Origin of the sequence: uncultured Oceanisphaera sp. (assembly GCF_947495715.1) — a bacterium.
In the GTDB taxonomy this organism is placed as follows: Bacteria; Pseudomonadota; Gammaproteobacteria; order Enterobacterales; family Aeromonadaceae; genus Oceanimonas; species Oceanimonas sediminis.
The window spans coordinates 1-20,528 of sequence record NZ_CANLZU010000025.1 but is presented as its reverse complement, the minus strand read 5'-3'; the positions used below and the strand labels follow the sequence as shown (position 1 = coordinate 20,528).

Sequence of the window (20,528 nt, the reverse complement as noted above, 5' to 3'; positions counted from 1 at the left end):
TTTGCGGCTGTGGCATTATCGGCGGCGGTAACGATAGCTCATCACAAAGTGGTTACTTTTATGTTGCATTGGTCAGTCGCTGCGGATAATTTTTTAGAGCAAACACTTTAAGTTGCGCGCACTCATGTAACGGGTACCCGGCTTTCCCGCTCTGTCCAGGAGACTGACATGGAACATACTCTGTCTGACCGCCAGCCGACGCCTTTTTCCGGCAAGCCCTGGCTGGATCGTTATCCGGTGGACGTACCCGCCGAAATTGACGCCGATAAATTCGGCTCGCTGCTGGAGATGTTTGAACAGGGGGTGAGCGAGTTTGCCGACTTGCCGGCCTACAGTAACTTTGGCAAGACCCTCACTTATCGAGATCTGGATAGCCAGTCCCGGGATTTTGCCGCCTATCTGCAACAAAGGCTCAAACTGGCGCCGGGTGAGCGCATCGCGCTGATGATGCCCAATCTGTTGCAGTATCCGGTCTGTCTGTTTGGTGCGCTGCGTGCCGGCCTGGTGGTGGTGAACGTCAATCCGCTTTATACCGCCCGCGAGCTGAAGCATCAGCTCAATGATGCCGGGGCCAGCACCATAGTGATTGTGGAAAACTTTGCTCATACCCTGAGCGAGGTGCTTGAAGATACACGGGTGAAACAGGTGATCCTGACCCGGATGGGCGATCATCTGGGGCGGGTGAAGGGGACTCTGGTCAATCTGGTGGTCAGGCACATCAAGAAGCTGGTGCCCGATTTTACATTACCGAATGCCATTCCTTATCAGACGGCGCTGAATCAGGGCAAAGACCTGCCTTATATCCGGCCCGAGCTCGATGGCGACACCCTGGCCTTTTTGCAATATACCGGCGGTACCACAGGTCGTTCCAAGGGCGCCATGCTCAGCCACCGCAACATGCTGGCCAACGTAGAGCAGTGCCTGGGTGTGTATGGCCCGGTATTGAACAAGGGACAGGAAAAGGTGGTGACCGCGCTGCCGCTCTATCATGTGTTTGCACTGACGGTAAACGGCTTGCTGTTTTTTCGCATCGGCGCCCACAATCTGCTGATCACCAACCCGCGTGATATTCCGGGCTTCGTACGGGAGCTCAAGGGGGTTGACTTCACCTGCATCACCGGAGTAAACACCCTGTTCAATGCGCTGGTGAACAATGCGGATTTTCAGGCGCATGATTTCAGGAGTCTGAAGCTGACCATCGGCGGTGGCATGGCAGTACAGCGTGCGGTGGCCGAGCAGTGGCAGGCCATTACCGGCAGTCGTTTGCTCGAGGGGTATGGCCTGACCGAATGCTCACCGCTGGTGACCGTTTGCCCCTATGACATGGACGGGTATAACGGATCCATCGGCTTGCCGGTGTGCTCCACCGAGGTGCGACTGGTCGACGATAACGACGAAGAAATTCACCTGACCCACACACCGGGCGAGATGGAAGTGAAGGGCCCTCAGGTGATGAGCGGTTACTGGGGGCCGCGTGACGAAGATGACAACACCTTTCATGACGGCTGGTTACGTACCGGCGATATTGCCACCATCGACGAGCAGGGCTTTCTGAACATAGTGGATCGCAAGAAAGACATGATACTGGTGTCCGGCTTCAATGTGTTTCCCAATGAAATTGAAGAAGTAGTCATGCAGCATGCAGGGGTACTGGAGGCGGCGGCGGTGGGGATATCTCATCAGGACAGCGGCGAAGTGGTCAAACTGGTGGTGGTGAAAAAGCCGGGCGCCAGTCTGGATGAAAAAACGCTGATCAGCCATTGTCGCCAATATCTGACTGCCTATAAGGTGCCTAAGGTGATAGAATTTCGCGACGAATTGCCCAAAACCAATGTCGGTAAAATACTGCGCCGGGAGCTGAGAGAAGAGGCTTCCTGAGCCGAGACCCCGGGCGACCGGGGTCTTTTTGTTTTTGCCGCCAACGCAGAGTGCCCATGACTTATACACTGATCACCGATAACCAGACCCTGGCCGATTTCTGTGCCACCGACGCCACCTTGCTGGCGTTGGATACCGAATTTGTTCGCACCCGTACCTTCTATGCCAAACCGGGTCTCTACCAACTGTTTGACGGCAAGCAGACGGCGCTGATCGATCCGGTCGCGGTATCTGATCTGTCGCCCTTGTGGCGCCTGTTGCACGATCCCGAACGCCTGTGTGTGCTGCATGCCGGGGGAGAGGATCTGGAGCTGTTCCAGCATCAAAGTGGCGCCTTGCCGGCCCGGGTACACGATACCCAGCTGGCGGCCGCCTTTCTGGGCTATGGTACCCAGCTTGGCTTTGCTCCCTTGGTCGAGAAGCTGCTTGGTGTGAGCCTGGACAAGGCCCATGCACGTACCGACTGGCTGGCTCGGCCCTTGTCGAGCGCACAGCTCAGCTACGCGGCCGACGATGTGATTTATCTCTATCCTGTGTATCAAAAGCTGATGCAACAGCTGCAGCAAAAGGGGCTGACCGACTGGTTCGAGCAGGAATGTGCTCGAGCCGTAAAGCGACGCAGCGAGAGCGTGGCTCCTGCGCTTGCCTACCTGGATATCAAGAATGCCTGGACCCTGGACAGGCAGGCGCTGGGTATCTTGCAGCGGTTGTGTCAGTGGCGGCTGACCGAGGCGCGCCGTCGGGATCTGGCGGTCAACTTTGTGGTGAAGGAGGCCAATCTGTTTCGCGTGGCAGAGCGGGCGCCACAGAGTCTGGCCGATTTGAACCGGCTGGGGCTGGAACCCATGGAAATCAAACGTCATGGCGACACCTTGCTGGCGCTGGTACGGCAGGCGCTGGATGCGCCCGACCACTGGCCGGAGCCGGTGCAGCGACTGGTGGATTATCCCGGCTACAAGGCGGAGCTCAAGCGGATCAAGGCCATTGTGGATCATGCCGGAGAGCAGGCGGAAATACCGGCGGAACTCATCGCATCGAAGCGATTGATCCATCAGTATCTGAGTTGGAAATGGCGGCTGGAAGAAAGTAAGGACATGACGCCGATCCTGTTGCAAGGCTGGCGTGGAGAACTGCTTGCATCACAGCTGTAATGCATAAAAGGGGGCGAACAGGCTCGCCCCTGACTTTTACTATGCGACCGGTTTTTCTGCTTTTTCGTCCATATCGGGGAACATGATGTTGAGCTCCAGTACCGACAAGTGATCGCCTTTCTGGTCGAGCTGTACCGAAATCTGATCGATGTCGATGTCCACATATTTACGAATCACCTCCAGAATATCCTGTTGCATTTGCGGTAGATAATCCGGGGTGTCCCGCTGGCTACGTTCGTGGGCAACAATGATCTGCAGGCGCTCTTTTGCGAGCTTGGCGCTGGTTTGGGTCTTTTTTGAACGAAAATAGTCCAGTAGAGACATGGGTTAACTCCCAAAAAGTCGGCTAAAAAATCCCTTCTTCTCTTCATCGAGGAAACGGAAGGAGCGTTCTTCACCCAGCAGGCGGGCGACGGTGTCGGCATAAGCCAGAGCGGCATCGGATTCGCCATCCAGAATCACCGGCTCACCGGCGTTGGATGCCTTGAGCACGGCCTGGGACTCGGGGATGACACCCAGCAGGGGGATGGCCAGAATTTCCTGTACGTCATGCACGCTCAGCATGTCGCCACGACTGACACGCTCGGGAGAATAGCGGGTCAGCAGCAGGTGTTCTTTAATCGGCTCCAACCCTTGCTCGGCCCGGCGTGATTTGGACGACAGAATACCCAGAATACGATCGGAATCCCGTACCGAGGATACTTCCGGGTTGGTGGTGACGACGGCTTCATCGGCAAAATACAGTGCCATCAGCGCCCCGGTTTCGATGCCGGCAGGCGAGTCGCAGATAATGTACTCGAAACCCATGTCGGCCAGGTCGTTGAGGATCTTTTCTACTCCTTCCCGGGTGAGGGCATCTTTGTCCCGGGTCTGGGAGGCGGGCAGAATATAGAGCTGTTCTACCCGCTTATCCCGGATCAGTGCCTGATTGAGATTGGCGTCACCGTTAATCACGTTAACAAAGTCGTATACCACGCGACGTTCGCAGCCCATGATCAAATCCAGGTTGCGTAAGCCGATATCAAAATCAACCACCACGGTTTTATGACCGAGACTGGCCAGGCCGGTACTGATGGCTGCACTGGAGGTGGTTTTACCCACGCCTCCTTTCCCGGATGTGACGACGATAATTCGTGCCATAGTGTGTTCCTAAGCTCGTAAAATTAGAGGCGATCGAACTTTAACTGTTCGCCCGCCAGAGAAATAGTGACTGGTTTTTCCCAGTTATCACCCTGTAATCCATCACTGAGTTGATAATGACCGGCAACAGAGATCAGCTCGGCCATTAACTGCTGGCAATAAATGCGTGCCGACTCGCTGCCCTTGGCACCGGCCACAGCCCGGCCCCGCAGCTGACCGTAAATATGAATGCTCTCATCGGCGATGACTTCGGCGCCGTTACTGACCGAGCCCAGAATCACCAGTGAACCATTGGCAGCATAAACCTGCTGGCCGGAGCGTACCGGGCCGCGGTGAACCTTGGTTCCGGGCTGGTTAATCGTGGCGGCCGGGGCTGCGGGAGCGTCTTGCTGCGTCGGAATTTTACCGGTGCTGACCACCGCCAGGCCCGCGGCCCGGGCGGCGTTGCGGGTCGCATCATCTTTGGCGCCGGTAATGCCCACCGGTACCAGATCCAGTGCCTTGAGCGCATCAGCCAGTGCCGTAAAATCGGGTGTCTGTGACAACTTTTCTATATTGATAACCAGCGGTGCTGCGCGAAAGAACGCCGGTGCCAGTGCAATTTTTTCTTCCAGCTGTCGCTTTACCTGCTGAATATCGCCATCGGCCATATGCACAACCGACAGGGTAAAGTTACTGCCTTTCAATTCGATGCCATGCTCCGCCATAAGCGGCTTTCCCCCGAGGATTCAATCCTTTTTGTTATTGGTCGTGCTGATGTTATAGTTTGCCATCTTAACTGGCAATAAACCCGACGGATTATAGCAATTTCCATGTTGTGTGTAGTGTATAAAAGCCCCAAAAAGGCAGAGACTTATCTTTTTGTCGAGCGGCGCGACGACTTCTCTCGCGTACCGTCCCCTTTACTGGATACCTTCGGGTCGCCCAGGCTCGCCATGATCATCAATCTGGCAACAAAGACTCACCTGGCGCAGGCTGATTTGGCCAAGGTCAGGCTGGCGTTACAGACCCAGGGGTATTACCTTCAATTACCACCACCGCCGGAAAATTTGCTTAAACAACACCGGGCATCTCAGGCAGATCCTTCCGCCTGAATCCTCTTCAACACGCTGCGTATCAGCAAGGAGCCTCTTATGTATCAACATATGGACTTACAGGGGCAACCGTTGCCCTATGCGGTAGGTAAAGTGGTATGTGTGGGCCGCAGTTATCAGGATCATGCGGCGGAGCTCAACAATCCCGTACCCGAAGAACCACTGTTATTCATCAAGCCGTCTACCAGCCTGACCGGGCTGGACGCGCCTCTGTTGCTGCCCAAGGGGCTGGGCGCCGTGCATCATGAGTTGGAAGTGGCGTTGTTGATTGGTCGTCGTTTGTGCCATGTCGAACCCGGGCACGCGCTGGAAGCGGTTGCCGGTGTGGGCCTGGCACTGGATTTGACCCTGCGCGATGTGCAGGACAAGCTTAAGGCTCAGGGACATCCCTGGGAGCGAGCCAAGGCCTTCGATGGTAGTTGCCCTGTTACTCCCTTTGCCCTGCCCGAGGTACTCAACGACTTGCAGCGGCTTGATTTCTCTTTACAGGTCAATGGTGAGCCGCGGCAAAATGGTAATACCGCCATGATGATGTGGTCTATTGGTGAGCTGCTGGCCCAGATGAGCCGTTGCTTTACCCTTAATCCCGGCGATGTGGTACTGACCGGTACTCCCAAGGGCGTAGCCGAACTCAAACCGCTGGATGAACTCGATATGCAACTGGACGGTCAGTACCGATTCAGTGCCAAAGTAGCAGGATAAATTTATGCAGGCCGATTTCTGGTATACCAAGTCTCTGGAGGAGATGTCCGACGGGGAATGGGAAGCCTTGTGTGACGGCTGTGGCAAATGTTGCCTCAACAAGCTGATTGATGAAGACACCGACGAGCTGGTGCACACCAATGTGGCTTGCGAGCTGTTGAACACGCACAGCTGTGCCTGTAGCGATTATGCCAATCGCTTCGCCAAGGTGCCGGATTGTCTGAAGATTACCCGGGACAAACTGGACGATTATTTCTGGCTACCGTCCACCTGTGCCTACCGTTTGCTGGCAGAAGGCCAGTCGTTGCCGTCCTGGCACCCATTGCGCACCGGCTCCAAGAGCGCCATGCACAAAGCCGGCCAGTCGGTACGCGGCAAGGTAGTGCCGGAGTCCAAGGCCGGAAACTGGGAAGACCACATCATTACCTGGGCTTGTTAATTCGTGAGGGGTAAGAGGTGAGGTGAGAGGGGTAAAACCTCACCCCTCACCCCTCACGTTTTTTACCCGCACGACAATAAACAAAGCCGCCAGTGCGGCCAGCAGGGCGAAAATACCCATCAGCCACTGGGGCATGCTCAAGCCCAGCCAGGCCCAGGAAGCATCGGCACAGTCTCCCGTGGGATGAAACAGGGCCGGCCACCAGCGATCCAGCGCCAGCCAGCCCGGAAACTCGGCGAAACTGGAGCACTGGTTGAAGGGAGAAGGGTTGAGTTGATAACCGACATGGACTTTTGCCAGCCAGAATCCCTTGGCTGCCGCCGCCAGCCAGGCCACCAGGGCAACCCCGCTTACCCATCCATTGCGTGGCGCCAGCCAGCCGAGTATGCCAGCCAGTATCACCCCGGCCAGCGCGGCCCTTTGATAGACACACATCACACAGGGATACAGTTCCTGTACATACTGGAAAAACAGCGCCGTCAGCAATAACGCGGTGGCGGTAAAGGTCAACAGACCCCAGGCAAGTCGGGTACGTGAAAAAGCGTACAGCATCGATTCCTCATGGCGTTCGGGGTGGGGACGGTTGGCTGGGTTGGGCTTGTGACAAACTGGTCAGCTCTGTTATTATCGACCATTAATCCTGCCTGCCATAACAAATTTAACAGAGTGGTTTCATGGTCATCAAGGCACAAAGCCCAGCTAATTTTGCAGAACAATATATCATAGAATCCATCTGGAACAGTCACTTTCCCCCAGGCTCCATCCTGCCCGCCGAGCGGGAATTATCGGAGTTGATAGGAGTGACTCGCACCACCCTGCGTGAGGTGCTGCAACGGCTGGCGCGCGACGGTTGGCTGACCATACAGCACGGCAAGCCGACCCGGGTAAATAACTTCTGGGAAACGTCGAGTCTCAACATACTGGAAACCCTGGCTCGCCTCGATGAAGACAAGATGCCTGAATTGATTGACCATCTGTTGTCTGCCCGCACACATATCAGCAGCATTTTCATTCGTGGTGCGGTAAAAAATGATCCCGAACGGGTGATGGCCGTCATCGCCGAGCTGGAACAGCTGGCCGATGAGGCAGAGGCCTTTGCCGCCTATGATTATGAACTGCATCATCAGCTGGCCTTTGCTTCCGGCAATCCTATCTATGCCCTGATTCTTAATGGTTTCAAGGGATTGTACTGTCGGGTGGGGCGCCACTATTTTTCACAACCGGCGGCACGCCGGCTGGCGGCGGAGTATTATCGCGCGCTTTCCGGACTGGCAGCCAGCGGCAACCTTGATGAGGTGGCCGAGCTGGTACGGGATTACGGTAAGAATTCGGGCCGGTTGTGGCTGGATATGCGTGAGCATTTACCGGATACCCTGGCACAACACTGATAGGCACAGCATTGATAGAGACAGCACTGCTAAAAAACGCCTCCTTTCGGAGGCGTTTTTTTATTCGGCAAGTGGTCGTTCCGGGCAGCGGCCTATGATGCTGGCGTTGCCGTCCGCTTCTTCCTGCTCGAGTATCACATTAAAGCCCCACAGGCGATGCACGTGTTTCAGCACCTGGTGATGCGAATCTGCCAGTGGAATACGGTTATGCGGTACGTGTCGCAGAGTGAGAGAGCGATCGCCCTTTACTTCCACGTTATAGACCTGAATGTTGGGCTCGAGGTTGGACAGATTATACTGATTTGACAGGGTCTGACGCAGCTGGCGATAGCCCTGTTCATCATGTATGGCCGAAATTTCCAGATAATTACGGGTATCGTCATCGGCCACCGCGAACAGATGGAGATCGCGCATCACCTTGGGTGACAAAAACTGGCTGATAAAGCTCTCGTCCTTGAAGTTCTCCATGGCAAAGTGCAGGGTCTTTACCCACTCGGATCCGGCGATATCCGGAAACCAGGCCCGGTCTTCGTCGGTGGGGTGCTCGCAGATACGGCGCAAGTCCTGAAACATGGCAAAGCCCAGGGCATAGGGGTTGATGCCGGAATAATACTTGCTGTTATAAGACGGCTGGTAGATGACGTTGGTATGGTTGTGCAGTACTTCCATGATGAAGCGGTCGGTCACCAGCCCCTCGTCGTACATATGTTGAGTGATGGTGTAGTGCCAGAAGGTCGCCCAGCCTTCGTTCATCACCTGAGTCTGCTTCTGGGGATAGAAATACTGGCTTATCTTGCGCACGATGCGCACGATTTCCCGCTGCCAGGGCTCGAGCAGGGGGGCGTGTTTCTCGATAAAGTACAGAATGTTTTCTTCCGGCTCTTCGGGATAACGGCGTTTCTTTTCCTGCTTGGCATCGTCCATGCGGGGCAGGGTTTTCCACAGCTCGTTGACCTGGGTTTGCAGATAGGCTTCGCGCGCCTTCTGCCGCCGGCGTTCTTCGGCCAGAGACAGTTTCTGTGGCCGTTTGTATCTGTCCACCCCGTAGTTCATCAGTGCATGACAGCTGTCGAGGATGGACTCGACCTCGGCAACACCATATTTCTCTTCGCATTCGGTAATGTAATGTTTCGAGAACAGCAGATAGTCGATAATGGACTCGGCGTCGGTCCAGGTCGTGAACAGGTAGTTGTTCTTGAAGAAAGAGTTATGACCATAGCAGGCATGGGCGATGACCAGGGCCTGCATCGGCATGGTGTTCTCTTCCATCAGATAGGCGATACAAGGGTTGGAGTTGATGACTATTTCATAGGCCAGGCCCATCTGACCACGCTTGTAATGCTGTTCGGTCTGAATGAATTTTTTACCGTAGGACCAGTGATGATAACCAATGGGCATGCCGATGCTGGAGTAGGCGTCCATCATCTGCTCACCGGTGATGATCTCTATCTGGTTGGGATAGGTGCTCAGGCCATAACTCTCGGCAATACGGGCTATTTCCTTGTGATAGTCCTCGAGTAGCTCAAAACTCCAGTCGGGGCCGTCACTGAGCGGGTGAATAGCTGTTATTGCATCAGAGGTGGTTGTTTTAGACATAGTTACCTCATGCCGCTTGTTTCTTGAACAGTTCCCTGAATACGGGATAAATGTCTTCTACCGCACGTATGTGCTCCATGGCAAAGTTGGGGAACTGACGGGCGATGGACTCGTATTCGTGCCAGAGTGTCTGGTGTGCCCGGTTGGTGATTTCTATGTAGGCGTAGTAACGCACAAAAGACATGATGTCCTCTTGCAGCAACTGTTTGCATAGCGGAGAGTCATCGGCCCAGTTATCACCATCGGATGCCTGTGCCGCATAGATGTTCCATTGATCCGGAGGATAGCGGGCCGCCATGACTTCTTTCATCAGCTGCAGGGCGCTGGAGACAATGGTGCCCCCGGTTTCCTGAGAGTAGAAAAACTCCTGTTCGTCCACTTCCTTGGCCTGGGTATGGTGGCGAATAAATACCACCTCCACATTTTTATAGGTACGGGTCAGGAACAGATAGAGCAACAGATAAAAGCGTTTGGCCATGTCCTTGGTGGCCTGATCCATAGAGCCCGAGACATCCATCAGGCAAAACATGACCGCCTGAGTCGAAGGAATGGGGCGCTGTACAAAGTTGTTGAAGCGAAGATCGAAGGTGTCGATAAAGGGCACCGCCGCGATGCGCCGTTTAAGCTCGACGATCTGTGCCTCTATATCCTGTATGCGAGCATAGTTTTCGGCGGGATGCTTGCCGAGTTCAAGCAGCTCCTGCTCCAGTTCGGCGACGGTTTTCTTCTTGCCTACCTGCAGCGCCATGCGCCGAGCCAGAGACTGGCGCAGAGATCGTACTATGTTGATATTGGCCGGCACCCCGTCTGCGGTGTAGCCGGCGCGGAAGGTTTTCATTTCGCTTATCTTGTTGAGCTTGTTTTTCTCCAGGTTCGGCAGCTCGAGACCATCGAACAGCAAATCCAGATATTCTTCCTTGGAGATCTGGAAGACGAAATCGTCTTCGCCTTCGCCCTGATTACTGGCATCGCCCTGGCCGCTGCCGCCGCTACCACCACCGGCGGGGCGATCGACCCGGTCGCCGGTGACAAACTGATCATTGCCCGGGTGCACCTGATCCCGGTGACCGCCCTTACCCTGATGAAACACCGGCTCGGATATATCCCGGGTAGGAATGGAAACACTTTCCCCCTGATCGATATCCTGAATGCTGCGTTTGAGTACCGCGTCCGACACCGCTTTTTTCAGTTGTTGTTGGTAGCGGCGGATAAAGCGCTGCCGGTTAACAGCGCTTTTGTTGCGGCCATTTAGTCGTCTATCGATAAAATGCGCCATAGTTCCCCCAACGCTTATCTTGTTAAGTTGACTTGCGTACCCGCAGGTACCATTCAGACAGCAGTCGCACCTGTTTGCGGGTATAGCCTTTTTCCATCATCCGGGCGACAAAGTCGTCGTGCTTTTTCTGCTCGTCGGCACTGGTCTTGGAATTGAAGGAAATGACCGGCAGCAACTCTTCGGTGTTGGAGAACATTTTCTTCTCGATAACGGTTCTGAGCTTCTCGTAACTGGTCCAGTTGGGATTTTTACCGGCATTGTTGGCCCGGGCCCGCAGCACGAAGTTGACGATTTCGTTGCGAAAATCCTTGGGGTTGCTGATGCCGGCGGGCTTCTCTATCTTTTCCAGTTCCGCATTAAGCGCCGAACGGTCAAACAGCTGGCCGGTTTCCGGATCCCGGTACTCCTGATCCTGAATCCAGAAGTCGGCGTAAATGACGTAACGGTCGAAGATGTTCTGACCGTATTCGGAGTAGGACTCCAGATAGGCGGTTTGAATCTCCTTGCCGATAAACTCCACGTACTTGGGGATCAGATAACCCTTGATGAACTCCAGGTAACGGTCGTGCACTTCCTGGGGAAACTGTTCCCGCTCTATCTGCTGCTCCAGTACATAGAACAGGTGTACCGGGTTGGCGGCGACTTCGGCGTGGTCGAAGTTGAACACCCGCGACAGTATCTTGAAGGCGAAGCGGGTCGAGAGACCGTTCATGCCTTCGTCTACCCCGGCGTAGTCCCGATACTCCTGATACGACTTGGCCTTGGGATCCGTGTCTTTCAGGCTTTCGCCATCATAGACGCGCATCTTGGAATACAGGCTGGAGTTTTCGGGCTCTTTCAGACGTGACAGCACGGTGAACTGACCCAGGGTCTCCAGGGTGCCGGGAGCACACTTGGCGTGAGACAGCTCACTGTTGGCAAGCAGCTTCTGATAGATATCCACTTCTTCGGTGACCCGCAGGCAGTAAGGCACCTTGACGATATACACCCGATCGAGAAAGGCCTCGTTATTTCTGTTGTGTTTGAAGTGCTGCCATTCGGACTCGTTGGAGTGAGCCAGAATAATGCCTTCGAAGGGCAGGGCAGAGAGTCCCTCGGTACCGTTATAGTTACCTTCCTGGGTGGCGGTCAGCAGTGGGTGCAGCACCTTGATGGGCGCCTTGAACATCTCCACGAATTCCATCATGCCCTGGTTGGCCTTACAGAGGGCGCCGGAGTAGGAGTAGGCGTCGGCATCATCCTGGGCATAATGCTCCAGTTTGCGGATGTCGACCTTGCCGACCAGAGATGAAATGTCCTGGTTGTTGTCATCACCCGGCTCGGTTTTGGCGACCGCAATCTGGTCGAGCACCGAAGGATAGACCTTTTCTACCTTGAAGCGGGAGATGTCACCGCCGTATTCATGCAGCCGTTTCACCGCCCAGGGCGACATAATGGGCCGCAGATAACGGCGTGGAATGCCGTATTCCTGCTCCAGCATGGGGCCGTCTTCTGCGGCATCGAACAGACAGAAAGGATGGTCGTTGACCGGAGAGCCCTTGAGTCGATAGATAGGCACCTTCTGCATCAGTCCCTTGAGGCACTCGGCCAGCGATGACTTACCGCCGCCCACCGGCCCCAGCAGATACAGTATCTGTTTCTTTTCTTCCAGCCCCTGAGCGGCGTGCTTCAGGTAGGAAACAATCTGCTCAATGCTTTCTTCCATGCCGTAAAATTCGGCGAAAGCCGGGTAGCGGGCAATCACCCGGTTAGAGAAGAGCCGGCTGAATCTTGGCACCTGAGCGGTGTCGATCATTTCCGGCTCGCCGATGGCCATTAGCAGGCGCTCGGAGGCCGAAGCGTAACAGGCCTTGTCTTCCCGACACATGTCCAGGAATTCCAGCAGGCCGTATTCCTCTTCTTTTGCCTTCTCGTAGCGCGATTGGTAATGCTCGAATATTCCCATGGTTTATCCCCCATAAATACCGGCTCTGACGTTCACCACATAAGAAAGAGCCTTGCGCACACATATTTCATTCCCTTGATGAAAGGTTAGTCAGTATTTTCTTATTACGCATGTGTAACGTTCAGAAATGTCGAAGATTTTGTGATGCCCACCGTGTTGAACGGGGCCTGGAGCAAGGCCGCTTTTGTCAGAAAACAGAGAGACGTCAATTCATACCCGATTGAATCTATCCGTGAGGCGATCACAAGCTTACCTTTACGTAATCGTCTGACTTGTGTTTGTTTGCTGTGCAATTGCGGGTATTATCATTTTTTACGTTGACTTCACATTTTTGTCCGGTTAGATTGAACACGCATTAAGGCTTGGTTATTTGCTCCATCACAAGTGAGCATCTTGTCAGGTGTTATGTGTAGCTCTGTTTAAGCACGTTTCCGTTTGTTTGACCCTCGCTTGCGAGGGTTTTCTTTTTTCTGAGCATCTGCAGTCTCACCCTCATTACGTTTACGTAACCTGTTGTGCACTCTTTTCTTTCATTCAAAAAAATTGATAGTCTTGTGCGTTAATTTCCGATTTCTCTCCCGTCCCGCCTGCCTTACAGTAACGACACAGCCTGCATGCGCGCTGCGTTATGATGGCAATTAGCTGATACTTCATGAATTTATTACACGGAAGGGTTCGTATGACGACGACATTGGTACTGAAATCCAGCATTTTGGGTGAATACTCGCAATCATCAAAATTGATTGATTATATGGTTGAACGCATGGGCAACGAGGGTACTCTGTTACGCGATCTGGCCGCAGAGCCGCTGCCGATGCTGGACGGTGCCGGCGCCTCGGCACTGCGTGGCGGAGCCCCCCTGAATGAACAGCAACAGGCAGTGCTGGCGCTGTCGGATCGGTTGGTGGAGGAACTGAAGAGGGCCGATACCCTGGTGATTGCCGCTCCCATGTATAACTTTCATATTCCGGTTCAGCTCAAGGCCTGGATTGACCTTATCTGTCGTGCGGGGGTGACCTTTCGTTATACCGAGCAGGGGCCCCAGGGGCTGCTTACCGGCAAAAAGGCGGTGGTGGTGACCACCAGCGGTGGCAGACATAAAGACAGTCCTCATGATATGGTCACGCCTTATCTGCGCACCGTACTGGGCTTTATCGGTATCGATGAGGTCGAGTTCGTTTATGCAGAGGCCCAGGGCATGGGAGAAGAAGCGCAGCAAGCCGGTTTGAAGCATGCGCGGAACCAGCTGGATGCCTTGGTAGCAACCGTCTGATCATGGTCGGAAAGCCGGTCGCTTACCAACCGGGCTGTGCGTAATGATTGCTAACCTTGTTGATTAATATCGAAGTTGATTAATATCGAATCGACCAGAAAGGGACTGCCATGGCAGTCCCTTTTTCATACCACCATTGGTTGGCGAAAAGAGAATGTCATCTCCGGTTATCTGCCTGTTGTGCGTAGTGTGTTTTGGGTCAGTTGACCGGCTTCAACATGAGCGGGCAGGTGATAGTGACGAAGAGGAAAGGATTCGATGATAAAGTTTCAGCAGCTCAATGCCTTTAAGGCCGTCTATGAGCTTGGCACCATGATGGCGGCATCGGCTCATATTCATGTTACCCAGCCTGCCATCAGCCGACTGGTGGCAAGCCTTGAGCACCAGCTCGGCTTTGCCCTGTTTCAGCGTATACGGGGGCGACTGGTACCCACCGACAAGGGCACGGCCTTCTATCTGGAGGTGAGCAAGGCATTCTCGGCGCTGGAACATTTAGAGCACAGTGCGCGAGACATTGCCGAGCAGCATCATGGCAGCCTGCACATCACGGCCTTTCCCATGCTGTCCAACAGTTTTTTGCCGGCGATTCTGGGGCGATTGATGCGGGAAACCCCCGGGCTCAAGGCATCGCTGAAGAGCTATCGGTCGGAAGAGGTGCTCAGGCGTACCGAGATCCAGTCTTGTGATCTGGGGTTTGCCGATACGGAGATCACCAGTCCCAGTGTAACGGCCATTCCGGTGTGGGGGGATTGTGTCTGCATTGTGCCTGCCGGCAGCGAACTGGCGGCGATGCCCAGCCTGACGCCGGCGGATTTGTCCGGCATGCCTTTTATCCGCTATGAAAACAGCGATTCGGCCCAGCAGGCACTGGATCGGGCGCTTGCGCAGGCCGGTATACACAGTCTGGATGTGGTTGAGGTCTCTTTCGCCTCGGTTGCGGCGTCTCTGGTGGCAGAAGGGCTTGGTGTGGCGGTGGTTGATCCCTTCACCGCCCGGCATGCGCAGCAGTGCGGCTTGAACATCGTCATCCGCGAGTTTCGTCCCTGTATTCCCTATCGGTTCCAGATCCTGTACCCCGCCTTTCGCCCGAATTCCGATCTGGCTCGTGCCTTTGTCGACTCCCTGTTCAGCCAGGCAGAAGCCGTTGGGATCAGCCTGCGTCATGAGAAGAACGGCAGCCTATAACACGGGAACATACCCAGGGCGGCAAACGGCATTGGTGTTCGGTGGCCGGCGCACTATAAGTTGAACTCCGACAAGCGTCTGTTACCGATGACAAGGAGTTCACGATGAAAATGAAGATGATTGCCCTGGCTGCGACCACCACCATGCTGACCGTAGGGCCGGTTGCCGCCAAGGAATGGAAACAGGTACGGATTGCGGTAGAGGGCGCCTATCCTCCTTATAGCTGGACCACCACGGAAGGGGAGCTGAAAGGGTTTGATATCGACATGGCCAACGCCCTTTGCGAACAGATGCAGGTGAAATGCACCCTGGTTACGCAGGAATGGGACGGCATGATCCCCTCGCTGCTGGCGCGAAAGTTCGATGCCATCGTCGCCTCTATGTCGATTACCGAGGAGCGCAGGCTCAAGGTCGACTTTACCGACAAGTATTACCAGATATCTTCCCGCTTCGTGGCGAAAAAAGGCACCGAGTTCAACTTCGAACCGGACGGTCTGAAAGGAAAGTCGGTCGGTGTACAGGGCTCCAGCACCCATGAAAAATACGTCGCCGATAATTTTGAGGGCGTGGATATCAAGCGTTACGGCTCTCCGGAAAACGCCTTTCTGGATCTGATATCCGGTCGTGTCGATCTGGTGTTCAACAACATTCCCGCCATCGAAAGCGGTTTGCTGGAGAAGCAAAACGGCGGCGACTTCGACTTTACCGGCCCCCTCATTACCGACAAAAAATGGTTCGGTGAGGGGGTGGGCATCGCCGTCCGCAAACGCGATGACGAGTTGCGCGAAAAATTCAATGACGCCATCAAGGCCATCCGCAGCAAGGGTATCTATCAGCAGATCCAGGACAAGTACTTCGAATTCGATATCTATGGTGGATGAAATAAGGGCGGCTAAGCATGAAAGATAGCCGAGTCGTCGTTATCGGCGGTGGCATGGTAGGCGCGGCGCTGGGCTATGGTCTGGCCCGGCAAGGCATAGAGACGCTGATGCTGGATGAAGGAGACCAGGGGCTGCGTGCGGCCCGGGGTAACTTCGGGCTGCTGTGGGTACAGGGCAAGGGGGCCGACTTTCCTGCCTATGCCCGCTGGACCCTGGATTCCTGTCGGCTGTGGCCGGACTTTGCCGCCGAACTGATCGAGCTGACCGGCATCGATGTGCACTTTCGCCAGCGCGGCGGCATTCATTACTGTCTGGATGAGCCGGAGCTGGAAGCCTATCGCCTCGAGCTGGCGCAACAAGCCGCCGTCAGTGGTACAGACTTCGAATATCAGTTTCTGAATGCCCGACAGCTGGCCAGGCTGGAACCCCATATCGACGCCAATATTCCCGGTGCCTGCTACTCGCCCAACGACGGTCACGTCAATCCGCTGTTTCTGCTGCGCGCCCTGCATGCGGGTTTTCTGGCCAGGGGCGGCCATTACCGGCCGCGTCATCATGTATTGAACATAGAGACCAGGCACGATGGCTTTGTACTGCATACGGAGCAGGGGCCGATACGGGCCGAACAGCTGGTGCTGGCGGCGGGGCTCGACAATTGCCGACTGGCGCCCATGGTCGGCTTGTCGCAACCCCTGACTCCCCAGCGTGGCCAGCTGCTGATCACCGAACGTCTGCCCAGGCTGCTGAATTATCCGTCCATCTACCTGCGCCAGACCGGAGAGGGCTCTATCCAGATCGGCGATTCATCCGAGCAGGTGGGTCTGAATGACGGCAATACCCCGGCTGTCATGGCACAACTGGCCCGGCGGGCCATTTCGCTGCTGCCCGCCTTGCGCCACCGGCGTATCGTACGAGGCTGGGGGGCGCTCAGGGTAATGAGTCCGGATGGTTATCCGGTGTATGAGCAAAGCCGGACAGCGGGCCCCCGGGTTCATGCCTTCAGCTCGCACAGCGGTGTGACCCTGGCGGCGGCACATGCCCTGACGCTGGCGCCGATGCTGCTGGAACCCGCTTTGAGCCCGGAACTGGATGCCTTCACTCCCCAACGATTCAAGGACTAAGTCATGTTCAAGGATGTCAGTCAGCAACCGCGCCCCTTGCTGACCTTTTATGTCGATGAGCAACCCCGGCAGGTTCCCGCCGGCTATACGGTGGCCGCCGCCTTGCTGGCGCTGGGATACAAAGTCAATCGGGCCAGCCCGGTTTCCGGCAGTCCGCGTGGTCCTTATTGCATGATGGGGGTCTGTTTCGAGTGTCTGGTGGAGATAGACGGTATTCCGAACCGACAGGGGTGTCTGACCGAGGTACGGCCGGAGATGCACATTCGCTTGCCTCTGCAGAAAGAGCAGAGTGTGTGGGAGGAGGGTGATGATGGATGCTGATCTGGCCATTGTGGGGGCCGGACCTGCGGGCATGGCGGCGGCCATCGAGGCGCAACGTCTGGGCCTGACGTCGGTGCTGCTGGATGAACAACCCCGGGTCGGCGGACAGATTTACCGCAACATAGGCCGGCCCTCTATTGCAGACCCTCGTATTCTGGGGCCCGACTATGATGAGGGTCGCTCCCTGGCCGACGCCTTTGCCGACAGCGGCTGTCGATATTTGCCGAACACCCAGGTGTGGCAAATCGAGAGTGATGCTCGGGTGTATTACAGTCACCAAGGTCGGGCCGCCTCGTTGCAGGCCCGCCAGGTGATGATCGCCAATGGCGCTCAGGAGCGTCCCTTTCCCATTCCCGGCTGGACCCTGCCCGGGGTGATGACCGCCGGGGCGGCGCAAATTTTGCTGAAAAGCCCGGGACTGGCCGCCGACGGTGCCGTTTTTGCCGGCTGTGGGCCCTTGCTCTATCTGGTGGTATGGCAATATCTGCAGGCCGGAATCAAGGTAAAGGCGTTGCTGGATACCACGCCGGCCGCCAATTATCGCCGGGCCCTTGGCGCCCTCGACGGCGCCCTGTATGGGGCGGGCTACCTGTGGAAGGGACTGACACTGCTGCGGGACATTCGCGCCGCCGGCATTCCCTTCGTGCGTGGAGTCACCGAGCTTGCCGCCCACGATGAAGACGGGGTGCTGAGCCGGGTGACCTATCGGGCCGGTGGACGGCAACAATGCCTGGATACCGAACAGCTGTTTCTGCATCAGGGAGTGGTACCCAATGTGAACCTGGCCATGGCCAGTGGCTGCGAGCACCACTGGCATGAGCCGCAACTGTGCTGGCAGCCGCTACTGGATGCCTGGGGGCAGAGCTCACAGCCGCATATCCGTATTATCGGCGATGGCGGAGGCATAGGTGGTGCCGTGGCGGCGGCGCTGAAAGGACGGCTGGCGGTACAGCAGCTGGCCCATACTCTGGGGCGGCAAACACAGGCCGAGCGAGATCATCATGCCCGCAGTTTGCGCCGCCAGCTAGGTCGGGAAACGGCCTTTCGCCGATTTATCGACCTGCTCTACAGACCCACAGATGCCTTTCGATTGCCCGAACAGGATGAGGTGCTGGTATGTCGCTGCGAGGAGGTAAGCCTGGGTGACATTCGCCGTGCCGTCAGCCTGGGTTGCATGGGGCCTAATCAGCTGAAGAGTTTTACCCGTTGTGGCATGGGGCCCTGCCAGGGGCGTCAGTGCGGGCTGATTGTTTCGGAGCTGATGGCCAGGTTACAGGGGCAGGAAGTCGAGCAAGGGGGCTATTATCGCCTGCGTGCCCCGGTCAAGCCCCTGACCCTGGACGAACTGTCCAGCCTGGATCTGCCTCCGGAACCGGTTTTGCGAGAGTAAATCAGACCCGGCCTTTGTCGATGGTAGCCAATCGGGTATTCTTTATCTGTGCTGGACCCTATTTTATCGCCAGCCATGTTCAGGATGAGCGACAGGCTTGATTGACGGAGAAGGCGTATGTGGCTGGACGCAAAGCAGATGGAATATACCCCCGAGGGGCATTTTGTAGTGCAGTTATCCGAACCGATAGCGGCGCACTTTCGCTATCGCTCCTGGGCGCAAGGCCTTGGCTGTGAACGAATGGAGCAGGGGCGCTGGCAGCCCGAAGACGGTGATTTTGGTATTTCCCTGCTCGATGCCGCGGCCCTGGCCGGTGCCGACAGCCCGCTGGGACGGTTCGTTGGCGACATTCCGGCCCCGGTGCGGGAGGCCGTACAGCCCTTTTATTACCAGCAGACCCGGTTGCTGCAATGGCTGGCGCGAAGCCGGAATGCCCGTGAGCTGTTTTCGCACTCACCCAATCTGTACTGGTTGCTGATGGTCGGTAGCGGTGAGGAGGAATGGCCGAACGCCAGGGTGGATGAGCTGCTGAGTCAGCCGCGCCGACAGATCCTCAAGGCCCTGACCGGTAGTGGCAGCAAGGCCATGGTCAAGCTGTTGGGCAGGATACGGCTGGGCAAGGCCGATCTGAAAGAATACCGTCTGCTTTGCCAGGCGCTGGCCCAGCCAGAACGGTTGCAGCCCCTGACGACATGGGCCGGGATTCCGGTCAACCTCTTGCTGGTGGCCACCGACTTCCCGCAACTGCTCCGGGGCCGCCTGATCAAACCGCTGGTGTTGACGAAGGAGCTGACCCCGGAAGCGATGAGGGCGAGGATCCGTCGATATGGCCGATGCTGGCAGGATGCGCTCAATGTAGCCCGGCTGCTGGGCATGACCGACGCCCGTATTGCATTGGAGCGTTGCGAAGACCCGCAAGCGCTCAAGGCACTGCACGACCGCTGGACCGATCGCCTGAATCGGCAACGTTTAATTGCGGTGCACGGAAAAGTGGAGTTTCCACCGCCGCCGGTACCCGGCAATACGCATATTCATCCGATTCTGACGATGGAAGATTTGCAGGAAGAAGGACGGCTGATGCACCACTGCGTGGCCAGTTATGTCCACAACATCATAAAGGGTAAATGCTATATCTACCGGATAATACAGCCTCAGCGGGCGACCATAGAAGTGGCGTTTCAAAACGGAGAGCCGGTAATACGTCAGGTGGCGTTGGCACGCAACCAGAAACCGGACGAGCAGACCCGAGCCGCCATTCATCACTGGTTGCACCCGGACGAACGCGCCCACATGAGATTGATTGGCTGAGGTATCGCCGCCGGCATCTTGGCAATGTTTAACTTATGCCAACATGCGCATTTAACAATAATAAAAAAGCTCACTCAACAGCCGCATTATTCCTGCCTTGATAACCAGGTAATACCAATCGGACTAAAGATGAAATCAATATCCGATAACAATGCCGTGTTTTAAGCACGGTCATACCGGTACAGAATCTTCGTCATGCTGAACTCGATTCAGTATCAGCATGACGGACCCGGTATCTTTCTGCAGAGAGATCCTGACAACAGATCAGTGGGTTTTACAGATAGGTATGAATATCACCGAAAGAGAGGGCAGGGGCCTTAAACGAAAAAAGCGCACTCATTAGAGTGCGCTTTTTTCGGAATCTGGTGCGTCCTAGTGGATTCGAACCACCGACCCCTACCATGTCAAGGTAGTGCTCTAACCAGCTGAGCTAAGGACGC

20 protein-coding genes and 1 tRNA gene are annotated in these 20,528 nt (G+C 55.8%); 13 read left to right on the top strand and 8 right to left on the bottom strand.

The features are described 5' to 3' along the window. Positions 1-168 precede the first annotated feature (168 nt). Entirely contained in the window at positions 169-1,878 is a 1,710-nt protein-coding gene (gene fadD / locus Q0753_RS14750; RefSeq protein WP_298722745.1) for a long-chain-fatty-acid--CoA ligase FadD, read from the top strand. Between the two features lie 56 nt (positions 1,879-1,934). Next, positions 1,935-3,029, top strand: a complete 1,095-nt coding sequence (rnd, locus tag Q0753_RS14745) for a ribonuclease D (protein WP_298722743.1) — start codon at positions 1,935-1,937, stop codon at positions 3,027-3,029. A gap of 39 nt (positions 3,030-3,068) precedes the next feature. Here rnd and minE read toward each other — a convergent pair whose 3' ends face one another. The 3 genes from minE to minC are packed head-to-tail and all read right to left on the bottom strand — an operon-like array spanning position 3,069 to position 4,876. After that, the gene (minE, locus tag Q0753_RS14740; protein WP_298722740.1) at positions 3,069-3,353 is read right to left on the bottom strand and encodes a cell division topological specificity factor MinE; all 285 of its coding nucleotides are present in this window, start codon (positions 3,351-3,353) and stop codon (positions 3,069-3,071) included. 3 nt (positions 3,354-3,356) lie between these two features. Further along, on the bottom strand, positions 3,357-4,169 hold the full coding sequence (minD, locus tag Q0753_RS14735) for a septum site-determining protein MinD (protein WP_298722737.1): 813 nt from the start codon (positions 4,167-4,169) through the stop codon (positions 3,357-3,359). Positions 4,170-4,192: 23 nt separating this feature from the next. Next, positions 4,193-4,876, bottom strand: coding sequence for a septum site-determining protein MinC (gene minC, locus Q0753_RS14730; protein WP_298722734.1), 684 nt, complete (start codon positions 4,874-4,876; stop codon positions 4,193-4,195). Between the two features lie 105 nt (positions 4,877-4,981). Between minC and Q0753_RS14725 the strand changes: the two genes are divergently transcribed. From Q0753_RS14725 to Q0753_RS14715, 3 genes are read left to right on the top strand one after another with little or no spacing between them, the layout of a single operon-like run. Next, entirely contained in the window at positions 4,982-5,263 is a 282-nt protein-coding gene (locus Q0753_RS14725) for a YcgL domain-containing protein (RefSeq protein ID WP_298722731.1), read from the top strand. A gap of 39 nt (positions 5,264-5,302) precedes the next feature. Beyond that, a complete protein-coding gene (locus Q0753_RS14720; RefSeq protein WP_298722729.1) occupies positions 5,303-5,965 on the top strand; it encodes a fumarylacetoacetate hydrolase family protein in 663 nt (220 codons plus the stop codon). Positions 5,966-5,969: 4 nt separating this feature from the next. Continuing rightward, positions 5,970-6,404, top strand: coding sequence for a YcgN family cysteine cluster protein (locus Q0753_RS14715; RefSeq protein ID WP_298722726.1), 435 nt, complete (start codon positions 5,970-5,972; stop codon positions 6,402-6,404). Positions 6,405-6,443: 39 nt separating this feature from the next. Here the strand turns inward: Q0753_RS14715 and dsbB are convergent, their stop codons facing one another. Beyond that, the gene (gene dsbB / locus Q0753_RS14710; RefSeq protein ID WP_298722723.1) at positions 6,444-6,956 is read right to left on the bottom strand and encodes a disulfide bond formation protein DsbB; all 513 of its coding nucleotides are present in this window, start codon (positions 6,954-6,956) and stop codon (positions 6,444-6,446) included. Positions 6,957-7,078: 122 nt separating this feature from the next. On the opposite strand from dsbB, the gene fadR reads away from it, so the two are divergent. Next, positions 7,079-7,792, top strand: a complete 714-nt coding sequence (fadR, locus tag Q0753_RS14705) for a fatty acid metabolism transcriptional regulator FadR (RefSeq protein ID WP_298722720.1) — start codon at positions 7,079-7,081, stop codon at positions 7,790-7,792. Between the two features lie 60 nt (positions 7,793-7,852). On the opposite strand, the gene Q0753_RS14700 is transcribed toward fadR, so the two are convergent. The 3 genes from Q0753_RS14700 to Q0753_RS14690 are packed head-to-tail and all read right to left on the bottom strand — an operon-like array spanning position 7,853 to position 12,609. Then, positions 7,853-9,388, bottom strand: coding sequence for a SpoVR family protein (locus Q0753_RS14700; RefSeq protein WP_298722717.1), 1,536 nt, complete (start codon positions 9,386-9,388; stop codon positions 7,853-7,855). 7 nt (positions 9,389-9,395) lie between these two features. Continuing rightward, positions 9,396-10,664, bottom strand: a complete 1,269-nt coding sequence (locus Q0753_RS14695; protein WP_298722715.1) for a YeaH/YhbH family protein — start codon at positions 10,662-10,664, stop codon at positions 9,396-9,398. A gap of 22 nt (positions 10,665-10,686) precedes the next feature. Further along, positions 10,687-12,609, bottom strand: coding sequence for a PrkA family serine protein kinase (locus Q0753_RS14690; RefSeq protein WP_298722713.1), 1,923 nt, complete (start codon positions 12,607-12,609; stop codon positions 10,687-10,689). Between the two features lie 679 nt (positions 12,610-13,288). Here Q0753_RS14690 and Q0753_RS14685 point away from each other — a divergent pair. The 7 genes from Q0753_RS14685 (at position 13,289) to Q0753_RS14655 (ending at position 20,088) form a co-directional block, all read left to right on the top strand. Further along, the gene (locus Q0753_RS14685) at positions 13,289-13,882 is read left to right on the top strand and encodes an FMN-dependent NADH-azoreductase (protein WP_298722711.1); all 594 of its coding nucleotides are present in this window, start codon (positions 13,289-13,291) and stop codon (positions 13,880-13,882) included. Positions 13,883-14,140: 258 nt separating this feature from the next. Next, a complete protein-coding gene (locus tag Q0753_RS14680; protein ID WP_298722709.1) occupies positions 14,141-15,067 on the top strand; it encodes a LysR substrate-binding domain-containing protein in 927 nt (308 codons plus the stop codon). A 110-nt stretch (positions 15,068-15,177) separates the two neighbouring features. Further along, positions 15,178-15,948: an ABC transporter substrate-binding protein gene (locus Q0753_RS14675; RefSeq protein ID WP_298722803.1), complete on the top strand. Its 771-nt coding sequence runs from the start codon at positions 15,178-15,180 to the stop codon at positions 15,946-15,948. A gap of 17 nt (positions 15,949-15,965) precedes the next feature. Then, positions 15,966-17,069, top strand: coding sequence for an FAD-binding oxidoreductase (locus Q0753_RS14670; protein ID WP_298722706.1), 1,104 nt, complete (start codon positions 15,966-15,968; stop codon positions 17,067-17,069). Positions 17,070-17,072: 3 nt separating this feature from the next. Continuing rightward, positions 17,073-17,390 carry a (2Fe-2S)-binding protein gene (locus Q0753_RS14665; RefSeq protein WP_298722703.1) on the top strand — a complete coding sequence of 106 codons (318 nt, stop codon included), beginning with the start codon at positions 17,073-17,075 and terminating at the stop codon, positions 17,388-17,390. After that, positions 17,377-18,780: an NAD(P)/FAD-dependent oxidoreductase gene (locus Q0753_RS14660; protein WP_298722700.1), complete on the top strand. Its 1,404-nt coding sequence runs from the start codon at positions 17,377-17,379 to the stop codon at positions 18,778-18,780. The genes Q0753_RS14665 and Q0753_RS14660 overlap by 14 nt, the downstream gene beginning before the upstream one ends. Positions 18,781-18,897: 117 nt before the next feature. Then, complete coding sequence (locus tag Q0753_RS14655; RefSeq protein WP_298722695.1) at positions 18,898-20,088, top strand: PcfJ domain-containing protein; 1,191 nt, start codon at positions 18,898-18,900, stop codon at positions 20,086-20,088. A gap of 363 nt (positions 20,089-20,451) precedes the next feature. Here the strand turns inward: Q0753_RS14655 and Q0753_RS14650 are convergent. Next, positions 20,452-20,528: transfer RNA gene (locus tag Q0753_RS14650), tRNA-Val, on the bottom strand.